This is a genomic window from Streptomyces sp. NPDC018031 (assembly GCF_044327625.1).
Lineage (GTDB): Bacteria > Actinomycetota > Actinomycetes > Streptomycetales > Streptomycetaceae > Streptomyces.
The window spans coordinates 486,639-511,767 of record NZ_JBIRFT010000003.1 but is presented as its reverse complement, the minus strand read 5'-3'; the positions used below and the strand labels follow the sequence as shown (position 1 = coordinate 511,767).

The 25,129-nt window shown below is 74.7% G+C and carries 8 protein-coding genes; 3 read left to right on the top strand and 5 right to left on the bottom strand.

Features of this window, described 5'->3' with window-relative positions; all coding sequences use genetic code 11:
* Window positions 1-103 precede the first annotated feature (103 nt).
* Window positions 104-17,503: a type I polyketide synthase gene (locus ACH4B3_RS12370; RefSeq protein WP_398462737.1), complete on the top strand. Its 17,400-nt coding sequence runs from the start codon at window positions 104-106 to the stop codon at window positions 17,501-17,503.
* A 123-nt stretch (window positions 17,504-17,626) separates the two neighbouring features.
* Entirely contained in the window at window positions 17,627-18,475 is an 849-nt protein-coding gene (locus ACH4B3_RS12365) for an SAM-dependent methyltransferase (protein ID WP_398462736.1), read from the top strand.
* 202 nt (window positions 18,476-18,677) lie between these two features.
* Here ACH4B3_RS12365 and ACH4B3_RS12360 read toward each other — a convergent pair whose 3' ends face one another.
* The 4 genes from ACH4B3_RS12360 to ACH4B3_RS12345 form a co-directional block, all read right to left on the bottom strand.
* Entirely contained in the window at window positions 18,678-19,097 is a 420-nt protein-coding gene (locus ACH4B3_RS12360; protein ID WP_398462763.1) for a Fur family transcriptional regulator, read from the bottom strand.
* A gap of 144 nt (window positions 19,098-19,241) precedes the next feature.
* Window positions 19,242-20,153, bottom strand: coding sequence for a metal ABC transporter permease (locus tag ACH4B3_RS12355; protein ID WP_398462735.1), 912 nt, complete (start codon window positions 20,151-20,153; stop codon window positions 19,242-19,244).
* The gene (locus tag ACH4B3_RS12350) at window positions 20,153-20,920 is read right to left on the bottom strand and encodes a metal ABC transporter ATP-binding protein (protein ID WP_398462734.1); all 768 of its coding nucleotides are present in this window, start codon (window positions 20,918-20,920) and stop codon (window positions 20,153-20,155) included. The genes ACH4B3_RS12355 and ACH4B3_RS12350 overlap by 1 nt, the downstream gene beginning before the upstream one ends.
* A 14-nt stretch (window positions 20,921-20,934) precedes the next feature.
* Window positions 20,935-21,903 carry a metal ABC transporter substrate-binding protein gene (locus tag ACH4B3_RS12345; RefSeq protein WP_398462733.1) on the bottom strand — a complete coding sequence of 323 codons (969 nt, stop codon included), beginning with the start codon at window positions 21,901-21,903 and terminating at the stop codon, window positions 20,935-20,937.
* A 140-nt stretch (window positions 21,904-22,043) separates the two neighbouring features.
* Between ACH4B3_RS12345 and ACH4B3_RS12340 the strand changes: the two genes are divergently transcribed.
* A complete protein-coding gene (locus ACH4B3_RS12340; protein WP_398462732.1) occupies window positions 22,044-23,426 on the top strand; it encodes a glycine--tRNA ligase in 1,383 nt (460 codons plus the stop codon).
* 250 nt (window positions 23,427-23,676) lie between these two features.
* On the opposite strand, the gene ACH4B3_RS12335 is transcribed toward ACH4B3_RS12340, so the two are convergent.
* A complete protein-coding gene (locus ACH4B3_RS12335) occupies window positions 23,677-25,119 on the bottom strand; it encodes an MFS transporter (RefSeq protein ID WP_398462731.1) in 1,443 nt (480 codons plus the stop codon).
* Window positions 25,120-25,129 lie beyond the last annotated feature (10 nt).

Here is a 25,129-nt window from a genome sequence, read left to right as displayed (position 1 = left end):
AGCTGCCGGAACAGCACAGTCACACGGTCCCTGACACCGGCGCCGGAGTTCCCGAACCCGGCGTCAGAGCAGTGCCGACCGTAATCTCATGGGGGAAAGCGCGATGAGTAGCAACGAAGACAAGCTCCGGGATTACCTCAAGCGGGCCATCGCCGACCTGCACCAGACCCGGGAACGCCTCCAGGAAGTGGAGGCCGCCGACCGGGAGCCCATCGCCATCGTGGCGATGAGCTGCCGCTACCCGGGCGGCGTGCGGACCCCCGAGGAACTGTGGCGCATGGTCGCGGGCGGCACGGACGCGATCTCCGGCTTCCCCACCGACCGCGGCTGGGACGTCGAGGGCCTGTACGACCCGGACCCGGGCACGCCCGGCAAGAGCTACGCCCGGGAGGGCGGGTTCCTGCACGGCGCGGGCGAGTTCGACCCGGCGTTCTTCGGCATCTCGCCGCGCGAGGCGCTCGCCATGGACCCCCAGCAGCGGCTGCTGCTGGAGACCAGCTGGGAGGCGTTCGAACAGGCCGGGATCGACCCCGCGGAGCTGCGCGGCTCCCGGACCGGCGTGTTCGCCGGGGTCATGTACCACGACTACGGCTCCGGCCTGACCTCGGTGCCCCCCGGCGTCGAGGGCTACCTCGGCAACGGGACCGCCGGCAGCGTCGCCTCCGGCCGGGTCGCGTACACCTTCGGCCTCGAAGGGCCGGCCGTCACCATCGACACCGCCTGCTCCTCCTCCCTGGTGGCCCTGCACTGGGCCGCGCAGGCGCTGCGCCGGGGCGAGTGCACCCTGGCGCTGGCCGGCGGGGTCACCGTCATGGCGACGCCCGGCACGTTCGTGGAGTTCAGCCGGCAGCGGGGGCTGGCGGCGGACGGCCGCTGCAAGCCGTTCGCGGCCGCCGCCGACGGCACCGGCTGGGGCGAGGGCGCCGGCATGCTGCTGCTGGAGCGGCTGTCGGACGCCCGCCGCAACGGCCACCCGGTGCTCGCGGTGGTCCGCGGCTCGGCGATCAACCAGGACGGCGCCAGCAACGGCCTGACGGCGCCGAACGGCCCGTCGCAGCAGCGGGTGATCCGGCAGGCGCTGGCCGGCGCCCGGCTCTCCGCCAAGCAGGTCGACGTGGTCGAGGCGCACGGCACGGGCACCACGCTGGGTGACCCGATCGAGGCGCAGGCGCTGCTGGCCACCTACGGCCAGGACCGGCCCGAGGACCGCCCGCTGTGGCTGGGCTCCATCAAGTCCAACATCGGGCACACCCAGGCCGCCGCCGGCGTCGCGGGCATCATCAAGATGGTGCTGGCGATGCGCCACGGCGTGCTGCCGCAGACCCGGAACGTGGACGCCCCCACCCCGCACGTCGACTGGTCCAGCGGCGGGGTCCGGCTGCTCACCGAGGCCCGGACCTGGCCGGACCGCGACGAGCCGCGCCGGGCGGGCGTGTCGTCCTTCGGCATCAGCGGCACCAACGCGCACATCATCCTGGAGCAGCCCCCGGCGGACGACCGGGACGGCGCCGACGGCTCCGCCACCGGGCCGGGCGGCGCGGTCTCCCCCTCCGCGGTGACCGGGCAGTCCACCCCGCCCGCCCTGCCCTGGCTGCTGTCGGCCAAGTCCACCGCCGCGCTGCGCGCCCAGGCCGCCCGTCTGCTGACCCACATCGACGAGCGGCCGGAGCTGACCGACGCCGACATCGCGGTGTCCCTGGCCACCACCCGGGCCGCGTTCGAGCACCGCGCCGTGGTCCTGGCCACCGACCGGGCCGGGCTCCTGGACAACCTCGGCGCGCTCGCCGAGGGCCGGGGGGCGCCCGGCCTGGTGCAGGGCACGGCCGCTTCCGGCTCGGCCGACCGGCCGGTGTTCGTCTTCCCCGGCCAGGGCTCGCAGTGGGTCGGCATGGCCGCGGAACTGCTGGACTCCTCCCCGGTGTTCGCCGCCGGGATCGACGAGTGCGCCGCGGCCCTCGCCCCGTACACCGACTGGTCGCTCGTCGACGTGCTGCGCGGAGCCCCCGGCGCGGCCTCGCTGGAGCGGGTCGACGTGGTGCAGCCCGCGCTGTGGGCGGTGATGGTCTCGCTCGCCGAGCTGTGGCGCTCCTACGGCGTCGAACCGGCGGCGGTCATCGGCCACTCGCAGGGCGAGATCGCGGCCGCGGCCGTCGCGGGCGCGCTCACCCTGCAGGACGCGGCGAAGGTCGTGGCGCTGCGCGCCCGGGCACTGCCGGCACTGTCCGGTCAGGGCGGCATGGTGTCGGTGTCCCTGCCGCAGGCCGAGGTCGCCGCCCGGCTGGAGCGGTGGGACGGGCGGCTGTCGGTCGCGGCCGTCAACGGACCCTCGTCGGTGGTGGTCGCCGGCGAGCCCGGGGCGCTGACGGAGCTGCTGGCGGCCTGCGAGGCCGAGGACGTCCGGGCCCGCCGCATCCCGGTGGACTACGCGTCGCACTCCGCGCAGGTGGAGCGGATCCGCGACGAGGTGATCGGCGCCCTGGCGGGCATCACCCCGCGGCCCGCGGCCGTGCCGTTCTACTCGTCGGTGACCGCCGGAGTGATCGACACCTCCGTCATGGACGCCGACTACTGGTACCGCAACCTGCGGCAGACCGTCCGGTTCGACGAGACGGTGCGGCTGCTGCTGGCCGACGGACACCAGCTGTTCATCGAGGCCAGCGCCCACCCGGTGCTCACCCTCGGTATCGAGCAGACCGCCGGCGACACCGGCACCGAAGCGGCCGTCATCGGCTCGCTCCGCCGCGACGAGGGCGGCCTGGAACGCTTCTGGCTCTCCCTCGCCGAAGCCCACAACGCCGGCGCCCGGGTGAACTGGCGCTCGGTACTGGCCGGTTCCGGCGGCCGCCGGGTCCCGCTGCCCGGCTACCCGTTCCAGCGCGAGCGCTACTGGCTGGAGTCCGACGGGACCGCCGCCGGCCCCGGGAACGCGGCGGGCCTGGGCCTGGGCGCCATGGACCACCCGCTGCTGGGCGCCGTGGTCGCCCTCGCCGACGCCGAGGGCTTCCTGCTCACCGGCCGGCTGTCGCTCCGTACCCACCCCTGGCTGGCCGACCACGCGGTGGCCGACACCGTGCTGCTGCCCGGCACCGCCTTCGTCGAACTGGCGCTGCGCGCCGGTGACTCGGCCGGCTGCGACCGGGTGGAGGAACTGACCCTGGAAGCACCGCTGGTCCTGCCCGAACGCGGCAGCGTCCAGGTGCAGCTGGCAGTGGGCGGGCCCGACGCGTCGGGCCGCCGCTCGCTGAGCGTGTACTCCCGGCCGGAGGACCCGGCCGGCGACACCGAGCAGCCGTGGACCCGGCACGCCGACGGCGTCCTCACCACCACCGCCACCTCCACCGCCACCCCCGCCGCGCAGGCCGCGGACCTCGCCCAGTGGCCGCCCATCGGCGCCCAGGTCGTGGACACCGCGGACGCCTACGACCGACTGGCCGCGGCCGGACTGGAGTACGGCCCGGTCTTCCAGGGCCTGCGCGCCGTCTGGCGGCGCGGCGCCGAGGTCTACGCCGAGGTCGTCCTCCCCGACGAGCAGCGGCCGGACGCGGGCCGCTTCGGCCTGCACCCGGCGCTGCTGGACGCCGCCCTGCACGCCATGGGCCCCGCGCACCGGACCGGCGGCACCGACGCCGCCCCCGCCGGGCGGCCCAGCCTGCCGTTCGTCTGGTCCGGGGTGTCGCTGCACGCCACCGGCGCCGCCAACCTGCGGGTCCGGCTGACCCCCACCGGCACCGACGCGGTGGCACTGCTGGTGGCCGACGCCACCGGCGCCCCGGTGGCCACCGTGGACTCCCTGGTCACCCGGCCCGTCTCGGCGGAGCAGCTGAGCGCCGCCCGCGGCACCCGCCATGAATCGCTCTTCCGGGTGGAGTGGAGCGGTATCGCCCCCGCCCCCGGCGGCCCGGCCGGGATCATCGGCGCACAGCCGGAGGAGGTGTGGGCCGTCATCGGCGGCGGCCCCGCCCTCGTCGGCGACGCCGTCACCGGGCACGTGGGGGACTTCCCCGACCTGGCGGCCCTCGGCGAGGCCGTGGACCGCGGTCTCCCGCTGCCCGGCACGGTGCTGGCGCCGCTCGCCCCGGCCGTCCCCGGCCCGGACTCCGCCGGCGCGCCCGCCGCGGTACGCGCCGTCACCCACCACGCGCTCCAGCTGATCCAGACCTGGCTGGCCGACGAGCGGTTCGCCCACTCCCGGCTGGCGTTCCTCACCCGCGGCGCGGTCGCCGCCGCCGACGGCGACCGGCTCGACACCCCCGCGGCGGCCGCCGTCTGGGGCCTGGTCCGGTCGGCCCAGTCGGAGCACCCGGACCGCTTCGTCCTGATCGACCTGATCGACACGGACGGCGCCGACGACGCCACGACGGCCCTCCCGGATGCGGTACGCGCCGCCGTCCTCGCCGGCGAACCCCAGATCGCGGTCCGCAACGGCGCCCTGCTCGCCCCCCGGCTGGCCCGCGCCACCGCCCCCCAACCGGCCGGCCCGGACGAGCCGGCCGGCACCGAGACCGGCGGCACGGCCGGCCACACCTGGGACAGCACCGGCACGGTGCTGGTCACCGGCGCCGGCGGCACCCTCGGCCGCCTGATCGCCCGCCACCTGGTCGCCCGGCACGGCGTGCGCCACCTGGTGCTCGCCGGACGCCGCGGCCGGGCGGCCGCCGGACTGGCCGAGCTGGAGACCGAACTCACCGCCGTCGGCGCCGCCGTGACCATCGCCGCCTGCGACGCCTCCGACCGTGCGGCACTCGCCGCGCTGATCGCCGCCATTCCCGCCGCGCACCCGCTCACCGGCGTGGTGCACGCCGCCGGAGTGCTGGACGACGGCGTGGTGGAATCCCTGACCCCCGACCGGGTCGACACGGTGCTGCGCCCCAAGACCGACGCGGCGATCAACCTGCACCAGCTCACCGCCGGGCTGCCGCTGACCGCGTTCGTGCTGTTCTCCTCCGCCGCGGGCACCTTCGGCGGCTCCGGCCAGGCCAACTACGCCGCCGCCAACGCCTACCTGGACGCCCTCGCCGCCCACCGCCGGGCAGCCGGCCTGCCCGCCACCTCCCTCGGCTGGGGGTTCTGGGCCGAACGCAGCGGAATGACCGGCCACCTCGACGACGAGGACGTGCGCCGCATGCGCCAGGGCGGCATCACCGCCCTCACCTCCGACGAGGGACTGGCGCTGTTCGACGCCGCGGGCACCGCCGGCCAGGCCACCCTGCTGCCGGTCCGCCTCGACATCCCTGCCCTGCGCGCCCGCGCCCTGTCCGGCGGCGTGCCGGCCCTGCTGCGCGGCCTGGTCCGCGTCCCCGGGCGGCGCGCGGCCGACGCGGCCGACGGCGGCGCGGGCGGGTCCCAGCTGGACCGACGGCTGGCCGGACTGCCGGAAGCCGGACAGCAGGAGCTGCTGCTCGACCTCGTCCGCACCCATGTGGCCGAGGTCCTCGGGCACACCGGGACCGAGACCGTCGAAGCCACCCGGGCCTTCAAGGAGCTGGGCTTCGACTCGCTGACCGCCGTCGAGCTGCGCAACCGGCTCAACGCGGCCACCGGGCTGCGGCTCCCCGCCACCCTCGTCTTCGACTACCCGACGCCCTCGGCGCTCGCCCTCCAGCTGCGGCGGGACCTGGTCGGGGCGCGGACCGCGGACGGCGCCGCACCGGCCACCGGCCGGACCTCGGCCGCCCATGACGAGCCGATCGCCATCGTGGCGATGAGCTGCCGCTACCCCGGCGGCGTGCGCACCCCCGAAGAACTGTGGCAGCTGCTCAGCGAGGGCCGCGACGCCATCGCCGGCTTCCCCCAGGACCGCGGCTGGGACGAGGCCGAACTGTACGACCCGACCCCCGGCGTCCCCGGCAAGAGCTACGCCCGGGAGGGTGGTTTCCTCTACGACGCGGGTGAGTTCGACCCGGCGTTCTTCGGTATCTCGCCGCGTGAGGCGGTGGCGATGGATCCGCAGCAGCGGCTGCTGCTGGAGACCAGCTGGGAGGCGCTGGAGCGGGCCGGGATCGACCCGGAGAGCGTGCGCGGCAGCCAGACCGGTGTCTTCGCCGGCGTCATGTACCACGACTACGGGCTCCAGCAGGGCCCCGACGGCGGCCCTGGGAACCCCAGCGCCGGCAGCATCGTCTCCGGCCGGGTCTCCTACACCTTCGGGTTCGAGGGGCCGGCGGTGACGGTGGACACCGCGTGCTCCTCGTCGCTGGTGGCGCTGCACCTGGCCGCGCAGGCGCTGCGGCAGGGCGAGTGCTCCCTGGCGCTGGCCGGCGGTGTGACGGTGATGTCCTCACCGGGTCTGTTCGTGGAGTTCAGCCGGCAGCGCGGGCTGTCCCCGGACGCGCGCTGCAAGGCGTTCGCGGACGCGGCGGACGGTACCGGATTCTCCGAGGGCGTCGGCGTGCTGCTGCTAGAGCGGCTGTCGGACGCGCGCCGCAACGGGCACCCGGTGCTGGCGGTGGTGCGGGGTTCGGCGATCAACCAGGACGGCGCGAGCAATGGTCTGACGGCGCCGAACGGTCCGTCGCAGCAGCGGGTGATCCGGCAGGCGCTGGCGAGTGCGGGTCTGACCGCGGCCGAGGTGGACGCCGTCGAGGCGCACGGCACGGGTACCACGCTGGGTGACCCGATCGAGGCGCAGGCGCTGCTGGCCACCTACGGCCAGGAGCGGTCCGGCGACGAGCCGCTGTGGCTGGGCTCGATCAAGTCCAACATCGGGCACGCGCAGGCCGCGGCCGGTGTGGCCGGTGTGATGAAGATGGTGCTGGCCATGCGGCACGGCGTGCTGCCGCGGACCCTGCATGTGGACGAGCCCAGCGGACACGTGGACTGGTCCGCGGGTGCGGTGCGGCTGCTGACCGAGGCCGAGGCATGGCCGGAGGTGGAGCGTCCGCGTCGGGCGGGTGTGTCGTCGTTCGGGATCAGTGGCACCAATGCGCATGTGGTGCTGGAGCAGGCGCCGGTGGAGCCGGTGCCGGTGGAGGCCGAGTCGGCTGAGGCGGCGCCTGCGGCGGGTGTGGTGGTGCCGTGGGTGGTGTCCGGGCGGTCCGCGGCGGGGCTGCGGGGGCAGGCGGAGCGGTTGCGGTCGTTCGTCTCCGGTGCGGGTGTGCCGGTGGGGGATGTGGCGTATTCGCTGGTGACGTCGCGGTCGGTGTTGGAGCACCGGGCCGTGGTGCTGGCTGATGGCCGCGAGGGGTTTGTGTCGGGGCTTTCGGGTGTGGTGTCGGGTGAGCCGGTGCCGGGTGTGGTGCTGGGCACGGTGGTGCCGGGCAAGTCCGCGGTGCTGTTCTCCGGCCAGGGCTCGCAGCGGGCCGGGATGGGCCGGGAGCTGTACGCGGCCTATCCGGTGTTCGCGGATGCCTTCGACGCGGTGTGCGCCCGGTTCGACGCCATCAGTGCCGGTGATGGTGCCGCTGTGTTGGACCGGCCGTTGCGTGAGGTGGTCTTCGCCGAGTCCGGTTCTGCGGATGCGGGGTTGCTGGATCAGACGGTGTTCACGCAGTGTGCGCTGTTCGCGGTCGAGGTGGCGTTGTTCCGGTTGGTGGAGTCCTTCGGTGTGGTGCCGGACTTCGTGGGCGGGCACTCCATCGGTGAGCTGGCCGCGGCGCATGTGGCGGGGGTGTGGTCGCTGGATGACGCGTGTGCGCTGGTCGCGGCGCGTGGCCGGCTGATGCAGGCCCTGCCCACTGGTGGCGCGATGATCGCGGTGAACACCACGGAGGAAGAGGTCCGGGGGCTGCTGGCCGGCCGTGAGGATGAGGTCGGCATCGCGGCCGTCAACGGTCCGGCGTCCGTGGTGCTCTCCGGTGTCGAGGCGGCTGTGGTGGAGGTCGCGGAGGCGCTGTCGGCGCAGGGCGTGAAGACGCGTCGGCTGCGGGTGTCACATGCGTTCCACTCGCCGTTGATGGAGCCGATGCTGGCCGAGTTCGAGCAGATCGCCCAGAGCCTGACGTATGCCGAACCCTCCATCCCGGTCGTATCCAACGTGACCGGCCAGGTCGCGTCGGCGGAGGAGCTGTGCTCGCCGGGGTACTGGGTGCGGCATGTGCGGGAGGCGGTGCGGTTCGCGCAGGGTGTGGAGGCGTTGGACGCGGCCGGGGTGGTGACGTTCCTGGAGCTGGGTCCGGACGGTGTGTTGTCGGCGATGGGCCAGGAGTCGGTGCCGGAGGCGGTGTTCGCGCCGGTACTGCGGAAGGACCGTGCGGAGGCGGGTTCGCTGGCGGAGGCGTTGGCGGAGATCTTCGTGCGGGGTGCGGGGGTTGACTGGTCGCGGTTGCTGACCGCGTCCGGGGTGGTGGGGCGTCGGGTGGATCTGCCGACGTATGCGTTCCAGCGGGAGCGGTACTGGTTGGAGTCGGTGCCGGTGGCCGGGGATGTGGCGTCGGTGGGGATCGGTGCGGCCGGGCATCCGTTGCTGGGTGCGGCGGTGGCGCTGCCGGAGTCGGACGGCTGGTTGTTCACCGGGCGGCTGTCCCTGCGGACCCACCCCTGGCTCGCCGACCACGCCGTACTGGGCACGGCGATGCTGCCGGGGACGGCGTTCGTGGACCTCGCGCTGTTCGCGGGGGAGCGGATCGGCTGCGGTCGGCTGGAAGAACTCGCCCTGGAGACCCCGCTGCTGCTGTCCGAGCAGGACGCGGTCCAGCTGCGGGTGTCGGTCGGTGACGCCGACCCGACCGGCCGTCGGCCGGTGGGCGTCTTCTCGCGGCTGGACGACGAAGCGGCGTCCTGGGTGCGGCACGCCACCGGCACGGTGGCACCGGCCGTCGCGGACCCGGTCCCGGGGCCGGACTCCGGCGCCGCGGGCGAGTGGCCGCCGGCGGACGCCGAGCCGGTGCCGGTCGACGGTTTCTACGCGTATGTCGCCGAAGCGGGTCTGGACTACGGGCCGTGGTTCCAGGGCCTGGAGTCGGTGTGGCGCCGGGGCCGGGAGATCTTCGCCGAGGTGGCGCTGCCGGAGGAGCCGGCGGGACCCGAGCTGCGTGGCTTCGGGGTGCACCCGGCGCTGCTGGACGCGGCGCTGCACGCGGTGGGCGCCGCCGGAGTCGCGGACGCCGGGCCCGGGGCGGAACGGCCGGACGAGCCGGAGCTCCGGCTGCCGTTCTCCTGGCGGGGAGTGGAGTTCCACGCCGCTGGCGCCTCCGCGCTGCGGGTGCGGCTCACCCCCACCGGCGCGGACGGGAACGGTCTGTCGCTGGAGCTGACCGACCCCGCGGGGGCGCCGGTCGGCCGGGTCGAAGAGCTGGCCACCCGCCCGGTCTCGCCAGGACAGATCGGTGCCGCGCGCGGCTCGGCCGGCGACTCGCTGTACCGGCTGGGCTGGCGTGCGCTGCCGGTCGCCGAGGCCGCTGCCGACCAGTGGGCCGGTGCCGCAGTCCTGGGCGACCTGCCCGAGCTGCTGGTGGCCCTGAAGTCCGTGGGCGTGGAGGCCCGGACGTACCGGGACGGGGATGTGGCCGCCCTGTCCGGGGCGGTCGACGCGGGGACGCCGGTGCCGTCCGTGGTGTTCACCTCGTTCCTGCCGGAGCCGGACGGGACACGGGCGTCCGGTGCGCCGGACGCCGCCGCCGTGCGGGCCGCCACCCGGCGGGCACTGGAGCTGGTCCGGGCCTGGCTGGCCGACGAGCGGTTCGCCGGCTCCCGGCTGGTCGTGCTGACCCGGGGCGCGGTGGCGGCCGGTGCCGACGAGCCGGTGCGCGACCTGGCGTCCGCGGCGGTGTGGGGGCTGCTGCGGTCCGCGCAGGCCGAGCACCCGGACCGGTTCGTGCTGGTGGACACCGACGAGCCGCACACCGCCGGGACGGCGGACGCGGCGGAAGCGCTGCTGACGGCGCCGGCGTCGCGGGAGCCGCAGCTGGCGGTGCGCGCGGGGCAGCTGCTGGTGCCCAGGCTGACCCGGGTCGGGTCCGCCGCGGCCGACGGCACCGCTCCCTGGGGGTCGGAGGGGACGGTGCTGGTGACGGGTGCGGGTGGTGCGCTGGGTGGTGTGGTGGCGCGGCATCTGGTGGCCGAGTGTGGGGTGCGGCGTTTGTTGCTGGTGGGTCGTCGTGGGGCGGGTGCGCCGGGTGCGGTGGAGTTGTCCGGGGAGTTGGAGGCGCTGGGTGCGTCGGTGACCTGGGCGGCGTGTGATGTGGCGGACCGGGGTGCGCTGGCGGCGGTGATCGCGGGGGTGCCGGCGGAGTATCCGCTGACGGGTGTGGTGCATGCGGCGGGTGTGCTGGATGACGGTGTGGTGGAGTCGCTGACGGCGGAGCGGCTGGATGCGGTGCTGCGTCCGAAGGTGGACGCGGCGGTGAACCTGCATGAGCTGACGGCGGGTCTGCCGTTGTCGGCGTTCGTGTTGTTCTCGTCGGTGTCGGGGACGCTGGGGGGTGCGGGGCAGGCGAACTACGCGGCGGCGAACGCGTTCCTGGACGCGCTGGCGGTCTACCGGCGTGGTGCGGGGCTGCCGGCGGTGTCGTTGGCGTGGGGGTTGTGGGAGCAGGCCGGTGGGATGACCGGTGGGCTGGCCGAGGCTGATGTGCGGCGGATGGGGCGGGCCGGGATCACCGGTCTGTCCACCGCCCAGGGGCTGGCCCTGTTCGACGCGGGGTGTGCCGGGGACGAGCCGGTCGTGGTACCGGTCCGCCTGGACACCGCCGCACTCCGCACCGCCGCCCGGGCGGCCGACCGGCCGCTGCCGCCGGTGCTGCGCGAGCTGGTGCCGGTTCCGGCACGGCGGGCGGCGGCGCAGGGCGCCGGGGGCGCCGGCGGCGCGCTCCGGCAGCGGCTGGCGGGGTTGTCCGCCGCCGAGCGGGAGCGGGCGCTGCTGGACCTGGTGCGGGCGCAGGTGGCCGTGGTGCTCGGGCACGCCGCACCCGAAGCGGTCGAAGCCGAGCGGGCGTTCAAGGACTTCGGGTTCGACTCGCTCACCGCGGTGGAACTGCGCAACCGGATCAACACCGCCACCGGGCTGCGACTGACCGCCACCCTGGTCTTCGACCACCCGACCCCGGCGGCCCTGGGCAGGCACCTGCACCAGGAACTGTTCGCGGGCGGGGAGGCCGCCGTCCGGGCCCCGGCCCCGGCCACCGGCGCGGCGGCGGACGACGACCCGGTGGTCATCGTCGGCATGAGCTGCCGGTTCCCCGGCGGCGTGGGCTCGCCCGAGGAGCTGTGGCGGCTGGTCTCCGCGGGGGAGGACGCCATCGCCGCGTTCCCCGCGGACCGCGGCTGGGACGTGGACGGCATGTACGACCCGGACCCGGACGCGGTCGGCAAGAGCTACGCCCGGGAAGGCGGCTTCCTGTACGGGGCCGGCGACTTCGACGCGGGCTTCTTCGGGATCTCGCCGCGCGAGGCGCTGGCCATGGACCCGCAGCAGCGGCTGCTGCTGGAGACCTCCTGGGAGGCGTTCGAGCGGGCCGGTGTCGACCCGGCGGGCCTGCGCGGGTCCCGCACCGGCGTGTTCGCGGGCCTGATGTACCACGACTACGGGTCCGGGCTGCGCAGCGTCCCGGACGGCGTCGAGGGCTACCTGGCCACCGGCGGATCGGGAAGCATCGCGTCCGGCCGGGTGGCGTACACCTTCGGCCTGGAGGGCCCGGCCGTCACCATCGACACCGCCTGCTCCTCCTCGCTGGTGGCGCTCCACCTCGCGGCGCAGGCGCTGCGCCAGGGGGAGTGCTCGCTGGCGCTGGCCGGCGGCGTGACGGTGATGTCGTCCCCCGCGACGTTCGTGGAGTTCAGCCGGCAGCGCGGGCTGGCCCCGGACGGCCGCTGCAAGCCGTTCGCGGCCGCCGCCGACGGCACCGGCTGGGGCGAGGGCGCGGCCATGGTGCTGCTGGAGCGGCTGTCGGACGCCCGCCGCAACGGCCACCCGGTGCTCGCGGTGGTCCGCGGCTCGGCCGTCAACCAGGACGGCGCCAGCAACGGCCTCACCGCCCCCAACGGACCGTCGCAGCAGCGGGTGATCCGGGAGGCGCTGGCCGGCGCCGGGCTGGCGGTGTCCGAGGTGGACGCGGTGGAGGCGCACGGCACCGGCACCACGCTGGGCGATCCCATCGAGGCGCAGGCGCTGCTGGCCACCTACGGCCAGGACCGGCCCGAGGACCGCCCGCTGTGGCTGGGCTCCGTCAAGTCCAACATCGGGCACACCCAGGCCGCCGCCGGCGCCGCCGGCATCATCAAGATGGTGCTGGCCATGCAGCACGGCATGCTGCCGCGGTCGCTCCACGTCGACGCGCCCTCCCCGCACGTGGAGTGGTCGGCCGGGGCGGTGCGGCTGCTGGCCGAGGCGGTCGACTGGCCCGAGACCGGGCGTCCGCGCCGGGCGGGCGTCTCGTCGTTCGGGCTGAGCGGCACCAACGCGCACGTCATCCTGGAGCAGGGGCCGGACCCGGCCGCACTCCGGCACCCGGACCCGGCCGCCCTCCCGGAGCCGCATCCGGCCGCCGTCCCGGACCCGGAGCGGGCTGCCGCCCCGGACCCGGAGACCGCGGCCGGGCCGCGGGCCGGCGGCGGGACCGGAGCGCCCGTGACGGACGTCCCCCAGGGACCCGTCGCGCTGCCCTGGCCGGTGTCCGCCAAGTCCGAGGCGGCGCTGCGTGCCCAGGCCCGGCGGCTGCTGGCCCACCTGGCCGAGCACCCCGGGGCGTCGGTCGCCGACATCGGGCACTCGCTGGCCACCACCCGGGCCGCGTTCGACCGCCGCGCCGTCGTGATCTCCGGGGACCGGGCCGGCTTCACCGAGGGCCTGCGGGCCCTGGCCGAGGGCCGGGAGGCGCCCGGTCTGGTGCGGGGCACCGCGGCCCCCGGCTCGGCGGCCGACCGGCCGGTGTTCGTCTTCCCCGGCCAGGGCTCGCAGTGGCTCGGCATGGCCGGTGAACTGCTGGACTCCTCGCCGGTGTTCGCCGAGCGGATCCACGAGTGCGCGGTCGCGCTCAGCGGGTACGGCGACTGGTCGCTCGTCGACGTGCTGCGCGGAGCCCCCGGCGCGGCCTCGCTGGAGCGGGTCGACGTGGTGCAGCCCGCGCTGTGGGCGGTGATGGTCGCCCTCGCCGAGGTCTGGCGCTCCCACGGCGTCGAACCGGCGGCGGTCGTCGGCCACTCGCAGGGCGAGATCGCGGCGGCCACGGTGGTGGGCGCGCTGTCCCTGGAGGACGCCGCCCGGGTCGTCGCCCTGCGGGCGCGGGCGCTGCTGGCGATCTCCGGGCAGGGCGGCATGGTCGCCGTGTCCCTGCCGCCGGCCGACGTCGAGCGCCGCCTGGAGCGCTGGGGCGACCGGCTCTCGATCGGCGCGCTCAACGGCGGCTCCTCGGTCGCGGTCTCCGGCGAGACGGCGGCCCTGGAGGAACTGCTGGCGGCCTGCGAGGCCGACGGGGTCCGGGCCCGCCGCATCCCCATCGACTACGCCTCGCACTCCGCGCAGGTGGAGCAGGTCCGGGACGAGATGACCGCCGCCCTGGCGGGCATCACCCCGCGCCCCGCCACCGTGCCGTTCCACTCCACCGTCACCGGCGAGGAGGTCGACACCGCGGCGCTGGACGCCGGGTACTGGTACCGCAACCTGCGGCAGACCGTGCGCTTCGACCCGGTGGTGCGCACCCTGCTGGCCCGCGGCCACGGGCTGTTCATCGAGGTCAGCCCGCACCCGGTGCTCACCGTCGGGATCGCGGAGACCGCCGCGGACGTCGACGCCCGGGCGGTCGCCGTCGGGACCCTGCGCCGCGGCGAGGGAGGCCGGGAACGGCTGCTGACCTCGCTGGCGGAGGCCCACGCGGCCGGCGCCCGGGTCGACTGGCCGGAGGCGTACGCCGGCACCGGGGGCCGCCGGGTGGCGCTGCCCACCTACGCGTTCCAGCGCGAGCGGTACTGGCTGGAGTCCACCGGCGGCGAGCCCGGCGACGTCACCGCGGCCGGGCTGGAGACCGCCGGGCACCCGCTGCTGGGCGCCGCGCTGCCGTTGCCGGACTCCGACGGCTTCCTCCTCACCGGCCGGCTCTCGCTGCGCACCCACCCCTGGCTCGCCGACCACACGGTGGCCGACATGGCGCTGCTGCCCGGCACCGCGTTCGTCGAACTCGCCGTCCAGGCGGGCGACGCGGTGGGCTGCGGCCAGGTGGCGGAACTCACCCTGGAGGCGCCGCTGGTACTGCCCGAACGCGGTGCGGTACGGCTGCAGGTGGTCGTCGGCGGCCCGGAGGAGACCGGCCGCCGCACGGTGAGCGTGTACTCCCGGTACGACGAGCCCGGCGCGGGCGCCGGGCAGCCCGCCGGCACCCCCTGGGTGCGGCACGCCACCGGCTTCCTCGCCGCCCCCGGCCCGGTGCCCGCCGTCCAGGCCCTCCGGGAATGGCCGCCGCGGGGCGCCGAGGCGGTCGACGTGAGCGGCCTCTACGAGCGCTTCGCGGGCAGCGGCCTGGGCTACGGGCCGGTGTTCCAGGGGCTGCGGGCGGCCTGGCGGAGCGACGGGGCGGTGTACGCCGAGATCGAACTGCCCGAGGAGCAGCGGGCCGACGCCGGCCGGTTCGGCGTCCACCCCGCGCTGCTCGACGCCACCCTGCACGCCATGGGCCTGGGCAGCTTCGTCCGCCGGCCCGGCGGCGACGGCGCACCGGCCGGCCAGGTCCGGCTGCCGTTCTCCTGGAGCGGTGTCGCCCTGCACGCCTCCGGCGCGTCCGCGCTGCGGATCCGGATGGCGTCCGCGGGTGACGACGCGGTGTCCGTGCTGGCCGTCGACGACGAGGGCCGGCCGGTCGTCTCGGTGGACTCGCTCGCGGTGCGGGCGGTCTCCCGGGAGCAGCTGAGCAGCGCCCCGCGGGCCTTCCACGAGTCGCTGTTCCGGCTGGACTGGGCGGATGTGCCGGTCACCGGCGGCGACCGGTCCGGGGCCGCGGCGCACTGGGCGGTGCTCGGTGACGACGGCGGCACCGGCGGGGCGGCGACCGGTGGTCTGGCGGGAGCGCTCGCGCACTCCGGCGCGCGCGTCGCGAGCTACCCGGACCTGGCGGCCCTCGCCGCGGCGATCGGCCCGGACGGCACCGCACCGGAGCTGGTGTTCGCCGCCTGCGACACCGACCCCGGGACCGGCGGCGCGCCGGGACCGATCCCCGCCGCGTACGGTCTGGCCCACCGGGCGCTCGCCCTGATCCAGTCCTGGCCCGCCGACCCGCGGTTCGCCGGCTCCCGGCTGGTGCTGGTGACCCGCGGCGCGGTGGCGGTCCGGCCGGAGGAGCCCCTGGCCGACCCGGCGCTCGCCACCGTGTGGGGGCTGGCGCGGTCCGCCCAGTCCGAGAACCCGGACGCGTTCGTGCTGCTCGACCTCGACGGCGCGGAAGCGTCCTGGGCCGCGCTGCCCGCGGCCCTGGCCACCGGCGAACCGCAGCTGGCGGTCCGGGCCGGTGCGGTCACCGCGCCGCGGCTCGGCCGGGTGCCGGTCGCCGGCACCCCCGGGCCCGCCACCGACGACGCCACCGATGCCGCCACCGGGTCCGCGGTCTGGGACCCGGCGGGCACGGTGCTGATCACCGGCGCCACCGGTGTGCTCGGCGGTCTGGTGGCCCGGCACCTGGTCACCGCCCACGGGGTACGGCACCTGGTGCTGCTCAGCCGCCGCGGCCGGGACAGCGCCGGCGCGGTGGAGCTGGAACGCGAACTGACCGCACTGGGCGCCTCGGTGACGCTGGCGGCGTGCGACGCGGCGGACCGGGACGCGCTGGCCGGGCTGATCGGCTCGATCCCGGCCGGGCACCCGCTGCGCGGAGTGGTGCACGCGGCCGGTGTGCTGGACGACGGGGTGATCGGCTCGCTGACCCCGGAGCGTGTCGACACCGTGCTGCGGCCCAAGGTGGACGCGGCGGTCAACCTCCATGAGCTGACCGCCGGGCTGGAGCTGACGGCGTTCGTGCTGTTCTCCTCCGCCGCGGGCGTCTTCGGCGGGGCCGGGCAGGCCAACTACGCCGCCGCCAACGCCTACCTGGACGCCCTCGCCGCCCACCGCCGGGCAGCCGGCCTGCCCGCCACCTCCCTCGCCTGGGGCCTGTGGGCGGAGCGCAGCGGAATGACCGGCACCATGGACGACAGCGACGTGCGGCGGATGAACCGGGCCGGCGTGGCGGCGTTCACCTCCGAGGAGGGACTCGCCCTGCTGGACACCGCCACCACCGTCGAGGACGCGCTGCTGGTGCCGGTCCGGCTGGACCTCGCGGCGCTGCGCGCCCAGGCCGGCACCGGCGGGGTCCCGCCGCTGCTGCGGGGCCTGGTACGGGTCCCGGCCCGCCGCGCCGCGGCGGCCAGGGCCGAGGTGGAGCCGGAGGAGTCGCTGCGGCGGCGCCTGGCCGGACTGGCCGCGCCGGAAGCCACCAAGGTGCTGCTGGAACTGGTCCGGACCCAGGTCGCGACGGTGCTCGGGCACGCCTCTCCGGAGGCGGTCGAGGACGGCCGGTCGTTCCTGGAACTCGGCCTCAACTCGCTGACCGCGGTCGAGATCCGCAACCGGCTCAACCAGGCCACCGGGCTGAACCTGCCGCCGACCGCGGTCTTCGACCAGGCCACGCCGGAAGCCCTCGCGGAGTACCTGCGCGGGCAGCTGGCCGGTGGCGCCTCCGGCGGCCCGGAGCAGGAAGGCGCTCCCGGAACGCCTCCGGGCGGCACCCACCCGGGCCAGGCCGCGGCGGCCGCCCCGGTCGAAACCGGCTCCACCATCGAGGGCCTGTTCCGGCAGGCGGTCGCCGACGGGGAGCACGTCGCCGGCACCCAGCTGCTGATGGCGGCGGCCCGGCTGCGCCCCTCGTTCCGTACCGCGGCGGAGGTCGGCACCGCCCCCAAGGTGGTGCGGCTGTCCCGGGGCGGCACGGCACCGCAGCTGATCTGCTTCCCGTCCCTGGTCGCGATCTCGGGGCCGCGGGAGTACGCCCGGTTCGCCGCGAGTTTCCGGGGGCGCCGCGATGTGGCGGTGCTGCCGGAGCCCGGATTCGTCAGGGGGGAAAAGCTCCCGGCGAATATCGAAGCCATCGCGGAAATGCAGGCGGAAGCGGTACTGAAGTGCGCCGGAGACAATCCCTTCGCGCTTGTCGGGCGGTCGTCCGGGGGATGGATCGCGCATATCGTCGCGCATTTCCTCCGGGATCGCGGAAATCCCGTCGCGGGGGTCGTCCTCATGGACACCTACGCACCTCGCGGTGAGGCGCTGGGATATGTCCAGTCCACGCTCACGGGCAAGATGTTCGAGCGGGAGAAGATGTTCGGCGCGATGGACGAGACCAGGCTGACCGCCATGGGTGCCTACATGCGGCTGTTCGCGGACTGGGCGCCGGTTCCGGTGGGCGTCCCGGTGCTCTCCGTCGAGGCCGAGGAGTCCATCCCGGCGAGCGCGGATTCCGCGCCCGCCACCGGTGTCCCGGAATCCTCGATATGGGGTCCGGAGCACGTCACCGTCAAGGTTCCCGGTGACCACTTCACCATGCTGGAGACCCATGCGCCGACGGCCGCGGAAGCGGTCCACGACTGGCTGGCCGAGCAGATGGAACGGAATTGATAATTCCGGCGGCAGCATGCCTCCCGGGCGGGGCATGCTGCTAGGCTCGCGACCACCTGAAATGCCCTTAGGTTCCGTAGGTTCCACACGTTCCATGGAAATACCCACAGCAGGAGAAAAAGAATGACGACGTCCGAATCCGCCCCGTCGGTGACCGCTCAGGTCGGCGCTTTCTACGACCAGCTGGCCGGCGCCTTCGACGCCGCCCTGTACGGGCCGAACGTCCACGTCGGCTACTGGGACAGCCTGGAGGACACCACCTCCCTCCCGGACGCCGCGGACCGGCTGACCGACATGATGATCAAGCGGCTCGGCGTCGGCCCCGGCGACCGGGTGCTCGACATCGGCTGTGGTGTCGGCGGCCCCGCCGTCCGGCTGGCCAAGGCCACCGGCGCCGAGGTCGTCGGCATCAACGTCAGCGTCAAGCAGGTCGAGAAGGCCAACGCGCTCGCCGAGAGCGAGGGCGTGAGCGGCAAGGTCGGCTTCCAGCACGGCGACGCGATGGCCCTCCCCTTCGAGGACGCCTCCTTCGACGCGGTGTGGATGCTGGAGTCCGTCATGCAGATGCCCTCGCGCGCCGCGGCCTTCGCCGAGGCGGCCCGGGTGCTGCGGCCGGGCGGCCGGCTGACGCTGACCGACAACTTCGAGCGGGAGCCGATCACCGAGGAGCGCCGCCCGGTGATCGAGAAGATCCTTCAGTCCTACCTCACCCAGCCGCCGGCGTCCTTCGACGACTACCCCGCGGTGCTGCGGGAGGCCGGGCTGCGCTGCACCGAGGTGCTCGACGTCAGCGAGAACACCTCCAAGCAGTCGACCAAGCGCCTGATGGAGGCGGCCATGAAGAACATGGCCGAGCTGGAGGCCAAGATCGGCAAGGAGATGATGGCCAAGCTGAAGCCGGCCGACACCGAGAGCATGGAGATGCCCGAGCTGGGCTACCTCATCGTGAGCGCACAGCGGCTGGGCGCCTGACGGTACGAGCCCTCGACGGTCCGGGCGTCCGGCGGCGCCCGGACCGTCGGCGTACCACCCCCCGGCGGGACGCCCCGGCCGGGAACGACCGCGGGCCGCGGCCGTCCGCCCCGAGGGACGAGGACGGCCACGGCCCGTAGGACCCTGGAACCGCGCGGTCACCGCGCGAGGGCGCACCCCGCGCGGTCCGGCCGGGTGGCCGCTACTCCTTCGCGGCCGCCGCGCACTCCCCGCAGGTGCCGAAGATCTCGATGGTGTGCGCCACGTCCACGAAGCCGTGCTCCGCGGCGATGGAGTCGGCCCACTTCTCCACCGCCGGACCCTCCACCTCGACCGCCTTGCCGCAGCTCCGGCAGACCAGATGGTGGTGGTGGTCGTCACTGCTGCACCGCCGGTAGACGGCCTCGCCGTCCGTGGTGCGCAGGACGTCCACCTCGCCCGCGTCGGCCAGGGACTGAAGCGTCCGGTACACCGTGGTCAGGCCGACCGAATCGCCTCTGTGCTTGAGCATGTCGTGGAGCTCCTGCGCACTGCGGAACTCGTCCACCTCGTCCAGCGCAGCCGCTACCGCCGCGCGCTGCCTGGTGGACCGGCCGCGTACTGGGGGACCCGCGGTCGCCACAGTTGCCTCCTCAAGCTCGCCTGCTCGTCTCACCTGTTCGCACCTTGCGTGGTCATTGTGCCAGGTGACAGGTTGCGGCAGGGCCGAACCCGGCTGGACCGGGTCCGGGCCGGTCCGGCCGGGTCGGCCCGGGCGCGGCCGGACTCAGCCGGGCTGGACCCGGACGTCGTCCTCCGCGGAGCGGCGGCCGGGCGCGGCCCCGGAGTCCAGGGTGCACGACTCCCGGGGGCCCTCCGCCCGCCGGGCGCGCCGCCTCGCCAACGGCGCGGCGAGCGCGGTGATCACCCCGAAGACGCCGATGGCCAGCACCACGATGGTCGCCCCGGGCGGCACGTCCTCGTAGTACGAGTAGACGGTGCCGGAGAGGGTCACGGTCACACCGATGCCGACCGCCAGCGCCAGGGTCATCGCGAACCCCCGAGTGGCCTGCTGGGCCGCCGCCACCGGGATCACCATCAGGGCGCTGACCAGGAGCAGCCCGACCACCCGCATGGCGACGGTGACGGTCACCGCGGCGGTCACCGCGAGCAGCAGGTTGAGCAGCCGCACCGGCAGGCCGGTCACCCGGGCGAACTCCTCGTCCTGGCAGACCGCGAACAGCTGGCGGCGCAGGCCGATGGTGACCAGGACCACGAAGGCGGCGAGTCCGGTGATGGCCACCACGTCCTCCTGCGAGACCGTGGTGATCGACCCGAAGAGGTACGTGGTGAGGTTGGCGTTGGAGCCGCCCGGCGCGAGGTTGATCAGCAGCACCCCGCCGGCCATCCCGCCGTAGAAGAGCATGGCCAGCGCCAGGTCGCCGCGGGTCTTGCCGTACCAGCGGATCAGCTCCATCAGGATCGCGCCGAGCGAGGCGACGGCGACCGCGGTCCACACCGGGTTGGCGCCGGTCAGAAAGCCCAGGGCGACGCCGGTGAGAGCGACGTGGCCGATCCCGTCGCCCATGATCGCCTGCCGCCGCTGCACCAGGTAGATGCCCACGGCGGGCGCGGTGACGCCGATCAGCACGGCCGCGATCAAGGCGCGCTGCATGAAGGCGTAGTCGAGGAATTCCATCAGCTCAGCAGCCCTGTCCGGATCGGTTCGGCGTCGTGCGGCGCGTGCGGGTGCACATGGTCGTGGCCCGGCAGCGCATGCTGCCCGACCGCCTCGGGAGGCGGGCCGTCGTGCACCACACACCCGTCGCGCAGCACCACCGCGCGGTCGATCAGCGGCTCCAGCGGGCCGAGTTCATGGAGCACCAGCAGTACCGTGCTGCCCGCCGCCACCTGTTCGCGCAGCGTCCCGGCGAGGATCTCCTGACTGGCCAGGTCGACCCCGGCCATCGGCTCGTCCATGATGAGCAGCTCCGGTTCACCGGCCAGCGCGCGGGCGATCAGCACCCGCTGGTGCTGGCCGCCGGAGAGCGCGTTCACCGAGTCCCGGGCCCGGTCGGCCATGCCGACCAGCTCCAGCGCGCGGTGCACCGCCGCCCGGTCGGCCTTGCGCGGCAGTCCCAGCCTGGTACGGGCCAGCCGGCCGGCCGAGACGACCTCGCGGACGGTGGCGGGCACCCCGCTGGCCGCGGTGGTGCGCTGCGGGACGTAGCCGATCCGCGCCCAGTCGCGGAAGCGCCGCTGCGGGCTGCCGAACAGCCGCAGTTCCCCGCCGGTGAGCGGGACCTGGCCGACCACGGCGCGTACCGCGGTCGACTTGCCGGAGCCGTTGGCCCCCAGCAGCGCGACCACCTCGCCGCGGTGCACGGCCAGGTCGATGCCGCGCAGTACGGGTCGGGATCCCAGCGAGGCGGTCGCCCCGCTCAGGGATATGACCGGCTCCTCCATGTGTGCCGCCTCCATCACTTGGCGCCCAGCGCCTGCCGCAGGGCCTCGAGGTTCGCGCGCTGCACCGCGAAGTAGTCGTCGCCCTCGGACTCGTCGGTGATGCCTTCCAGGGGGTCGAGTACATCAGTCCTCAGGCCGAGGTCGTCCGCCAGGGTCCGCGCGGTCCGGTCGCTCGCCAGCGTCTCGAAGAAGACGGTGCCGACCTTGTCGTGCTCGGCGACCTCGTGCAGCTCCTTGATCCGCGCCGGGCTGGGCTCGGACTCCGGGTCCAGCCCGGACACCGACTCCTGGGCCAGGCCGTAGCGCTCGGCGAGGTACCCGAACGCCGAGTGGGTGGTGATGAAGGTGTCGGTGGCGCGCCCGGCGAGCCCCTTCTCGAACTCGGCGTCGAGCGCCTTCAGCTCCTTGACCAGGGACGCGGTGTTCTTCCGGTAGTCCGCGGCGTGGTCCGGGTCGGCCTTCTGCAGCGCCTTGCCGACGCCCTCGGCGACCTCGGCGTACTTCACCGGGTCCAGCCAGACGTGCGGGTCCGCGGCGCCGTCGTCGTCGTGGCCGTGCTCCTCGCCGTGCTCCTCGCCGTGGTCGTGGCCGTGGACGGCGCTGCCGTGGTCCTCCAGCTCGGTGAAGGAGGTGGCCTCGGCGATGTGCTTCGGGCCGTTCTCCGCGATGGCGTCGTCCACGGCCGGCTGGACGCCCTTGAGGTAGACCACCAGCCCGGAGTCGCTCAGCCGCCCGATCTGCCGCGGCTTGAGGTCCAGGTCGTGCGGCTCGGTGCCCGGCTCGGTCAGGGCGGTCACCTCGACGTGCTCCCCGCCGATCCGCTCGGCGAGGAACTGCATGGGGTAGAACGACGCCACGACATCCAGTTTGCCGTCCTTCGTCCGCCCGGACGACTCGTCGGCGGCGCAGGCGGACAGCGCGACCATGGCGAGCGCGGTGGCTCCGGCGAGGGAGGCGGTGGGTATCAGGCGGCGTACGTTCATGACTCTCATTTTCAACAAAATTGGAAACCATTGTCAACAAGAGCGGTCGGTGACCGCTCGTACCCATTCGATTTGATCCAGGGGGTGCACGCGCCGGTAATCTGAGGCATTGCTTCGTCGTCATCAATGAAGAGAGCACCGTGGCCGCCGACAAGATCGACACCATCGTCAGCCTCAGCAAGCGCCGTGGCTTCGTCTACCCCTGCAGCGAGATCTACGGCGGTCAGCGGGCCGCCTGGGACTACGGGCCGCTCGGTGTGGAGCTGAAGGAGAACATCAAGCGGCAGTGGTGGCGCTCCATGGTCACCTCCCGCGACGACGTCGTCGGCCTCGACTCCTCGGTGATCCTGGCCCGTGAGGTCTGGGAGGCGTCCGGTCACGTCGCCACCTTCACCGACCCGCTCACCGAGTGCACCTCCTGCCACAAGCGGTTCCGCGCGGACCACCTGGAAGAGGCGTACGAGGCCAAGCACGGCAAGGCCCCCGAGAACGGCCTGGCCGACATCAACTGCCCGCACTGCGGCAACAAGGGCGGCTTCACCGAGCCCAAGCAGTTCTCCGGCCTGCTCTCCACCCACCTGGGCCCGACCCAGGACTCCGGCTCGGTCGCGTACCTGCGCCCCGAGACCGCGCAGGGCATCTTCACCAACTTCATGCAGGTCCAGCAGACCTCGCGGCGCAAGCCCCCGTTCGGTATCGCCCAGGTCGGCAAGTCCTTCCGCAACGAGATCACCCCGGGCAACTTCATCTTCCGCACCCGCGAGTTCGAGCAGATGGAGATGGAGTTCTTCGTCAAGCCCGGCGAGGACGAGCAGTGGCAGGAGTACTGGATGGAGCAGCGCTGGAGCTGGTACCGCGACCTCGGCATCCGCGAGGAGAACATCCGCTGGTACGAGCACCCCAAGGAGAAGCTGTCCCACTACTCCAAGCGCACCGCTGACATCGAGTACCGCTTCAACTTCGGCGGCACCGAGTTCTCCGAGCTGGAGGGTGTGGCCAACCGCACCGACTACGACCTCAAGGCGCACTCCGCCGCCTCCGGCCAGGACCTGTCGTACTTCGACCAGGAGGCCGGCGAGCGCTGGACCCCCTACGTCATCGAGCCCGCGGCCGGTGTCAACCGCGCCATGCTCGCCTTCATGCTCGACGCCTACGTCGAGGACGAGGCGCCCAACGCCAAGGGCAAGATGGAGAAGCGCACCGTGATGCGCCTCGACCCGCGCCTGGCGCCGGTCAAGGTCGCGGTGCTGCCGCTGTCCCGCAACCCGGAGCTGTCCCCGAAGGCCAAGGGGCTCGCCACCGACCTGCGCAAGCACTGGAACATCGAGTTCGACGACGCGGGCGCCATCGGCCGCCGCTACCGCCGCCAGGACGAGATCGGCACCCCGTTCTGCGTCACCGTCGACTTCGACACCCTGGACGACAACGCGGTCACCGTGCGCGAGCGCGACACCATGAAGCAGGAGCGGGTCTCCCTGGACCAGATCCAGAGCTACCTGGGCGGCCGACTGATCGGCTGCTGACCGCCCCCGGCGTCGGCGAGGCCCCCGGTTCCCCCGTGGAACCGGGGGCCTCGCCGTGCCCGGGCCCCGGGGCGGCGGCCCCGACCGGCCCGGCGGACGGACCGGCGCGCTCCGCGGTGAACCCCCGGCCCCCACGACCCGGACGCCGGGACCCGGACGCCGGGACCGAGACCCCAGGATCCGGTCGCCGGGACCCGGGCCCGACCCCGGTGCCCCCGGTGATCCGCAGGCCCGGTCGTGCGGCCGGGGTTCAGATCACCGTGCGGGGCAGCCGCAGACTCAGCCCGGTCGTCAGCACCACCGCCGCCAGCTGCGCCCCCAGCGTCCACAGCAGCGCGTCCCGCATCCCCACCGACGGCTCCAGGGAGAGGAACAGCGTGCCGAGCGTCGCCACCCCCAGCGCCAGCGCCGACTGCTGGGTGGTGACCATCACCCCGCTGCCCACGCCCGCCCGCTCGGCCGGCACGTCCGCCAGCACGATCCGGAACAGCACCGGCAGCTGGAGCCCCTGTCCGAGCCCGGCCAGCAGCATCCCCGGCGCCAGCTCGGCGACGGACAGGTCCGGCCAGCCGCGCAGCACGGTCACCGCCAGCACCGCCAGCCCCAGCGCCTGGATCAGCCCGCCGACGGTGACCACCGGGGAGCCGAACCGGGCCACCAGCCTCGGCCCGGCCAGCGACACCGCGAAGAACGCCGCCGCCATCGGCACCAGCGCCAGCCCGGCCGCCACCGGCCCGAAGCGCAGCCCCTGCTGCAGGGCCACCGCGATCACGAACATGAAGCCGCCGAAGCCCGTCGAGAACGGCAGCACCAGCCCCAGGCCCCGGCGCAGCCCCGGCAGCGCCAGCAGGCTCGGCGGCACCAGCGGCACGATGCCGTCCCGGTCGGCCCGCCGCTCCACCACCCAGAACGCCGCCGCCAGCAGCGGGAACAGCCCCAGCAGGAGCCAGGTCCACACCGGCCAGCCGGCCGCCCGGCCCTCGGTCAGCGGCAGCAGCAGGGCGATCAGCGAGCCGCCCAGCAGCAGCGTGCCCGGGACGTCGACCGGCGCCGGCCGCTCCGACCGGGTCTCCGGCACGGTGCGCGCCGCCAGCGCCAGCCCGGCCAGCGCGACCGGCACGTTCACCAGGAACACCGCCCGCCAGCCGGTGCCCGCCACGTCCGCCGCCACCAGCAGCCCGCCCAGGATCTGCCCGGCCACCATGGACAGCCCCGCGGTCGCCCCGTACAGGCTCAGCGCCCGCGCCCGGCGCGGCCCGCTGGTGGTGGCCTGGATGGTGGCCAGCACCTGGGGGAGCAGCAGGGCGGCGGACGCGCCCTGCGCCACCCGGGCCGCCACCAGGCTCCCCGCGTCCGGCGCCAGCCCGCAGGCGAGCGAGGTCACCCCGAACGCCGCCATCCCGGCGAGGTAGAGCCGGCGGCGGCCGAAGGTGTCGCCGAGCCGCCCGCCGAGCACCAGCAGTACGGCGTACGCGACGCCGTAGCCGGCCACCACCAGTTCCAGCATGGCCTCGCCGGCGTGCAGGTCCCGGCCCATGGCGGGCAGCGCGACGTTGACGATGAAGAAGTCGATCAGCGGCAGGGCGGCCCCGAGCAGTACGGTGGCCAGCCCCAGCGGGGACAGGCCCGGCGCGTCCTCCGGGTTGGCCGGAGGCGGTCGGGAGACGGAAGGGTGTACGCGGATTTCGCTCACCCCAGCACCC

Bases quoted from the DNA above. Each gene is read 5' to 3' on its own strand.
- ACH4B3_RS12370 (WP_398462737.1), top strand. From the start codon at position 104: ATGAGTAGCAACGAAGACAAGCTCCGGGATTACCTCAAGCGGGCCATC.
- ACH4B3_RS12365 (WP_398462736.1), top strand. From the start codon at position 17,627: ATGACGACGTCCGAATCCGCCCCGTCGGTGACCGCTCAGGTCGGCGCT.
- ACH4B3_RS12355 (WP_398462735.1), bottom strand. From the start codon at position 20,153: ATGGAATTCCTCGACTACGCCTTCATGCAGCGCGCCTTGATCGCGGCC.
- ACH4B3_RS12350 (WP_398462734.1), bottom strand. From the start codon at position 20,920: ATGGAGGAGCCGGTCATATCCCTGAGCGGGGCGACCGCCTCGCTGGGA.
- ACH4B3_RS12345 (WP_398462733.1), bottom strand. From the start codon at position 21,903: ATGAACGTACGCCGCCTGATACCCACCGCCTCCCTCGCCGGAGCCACC.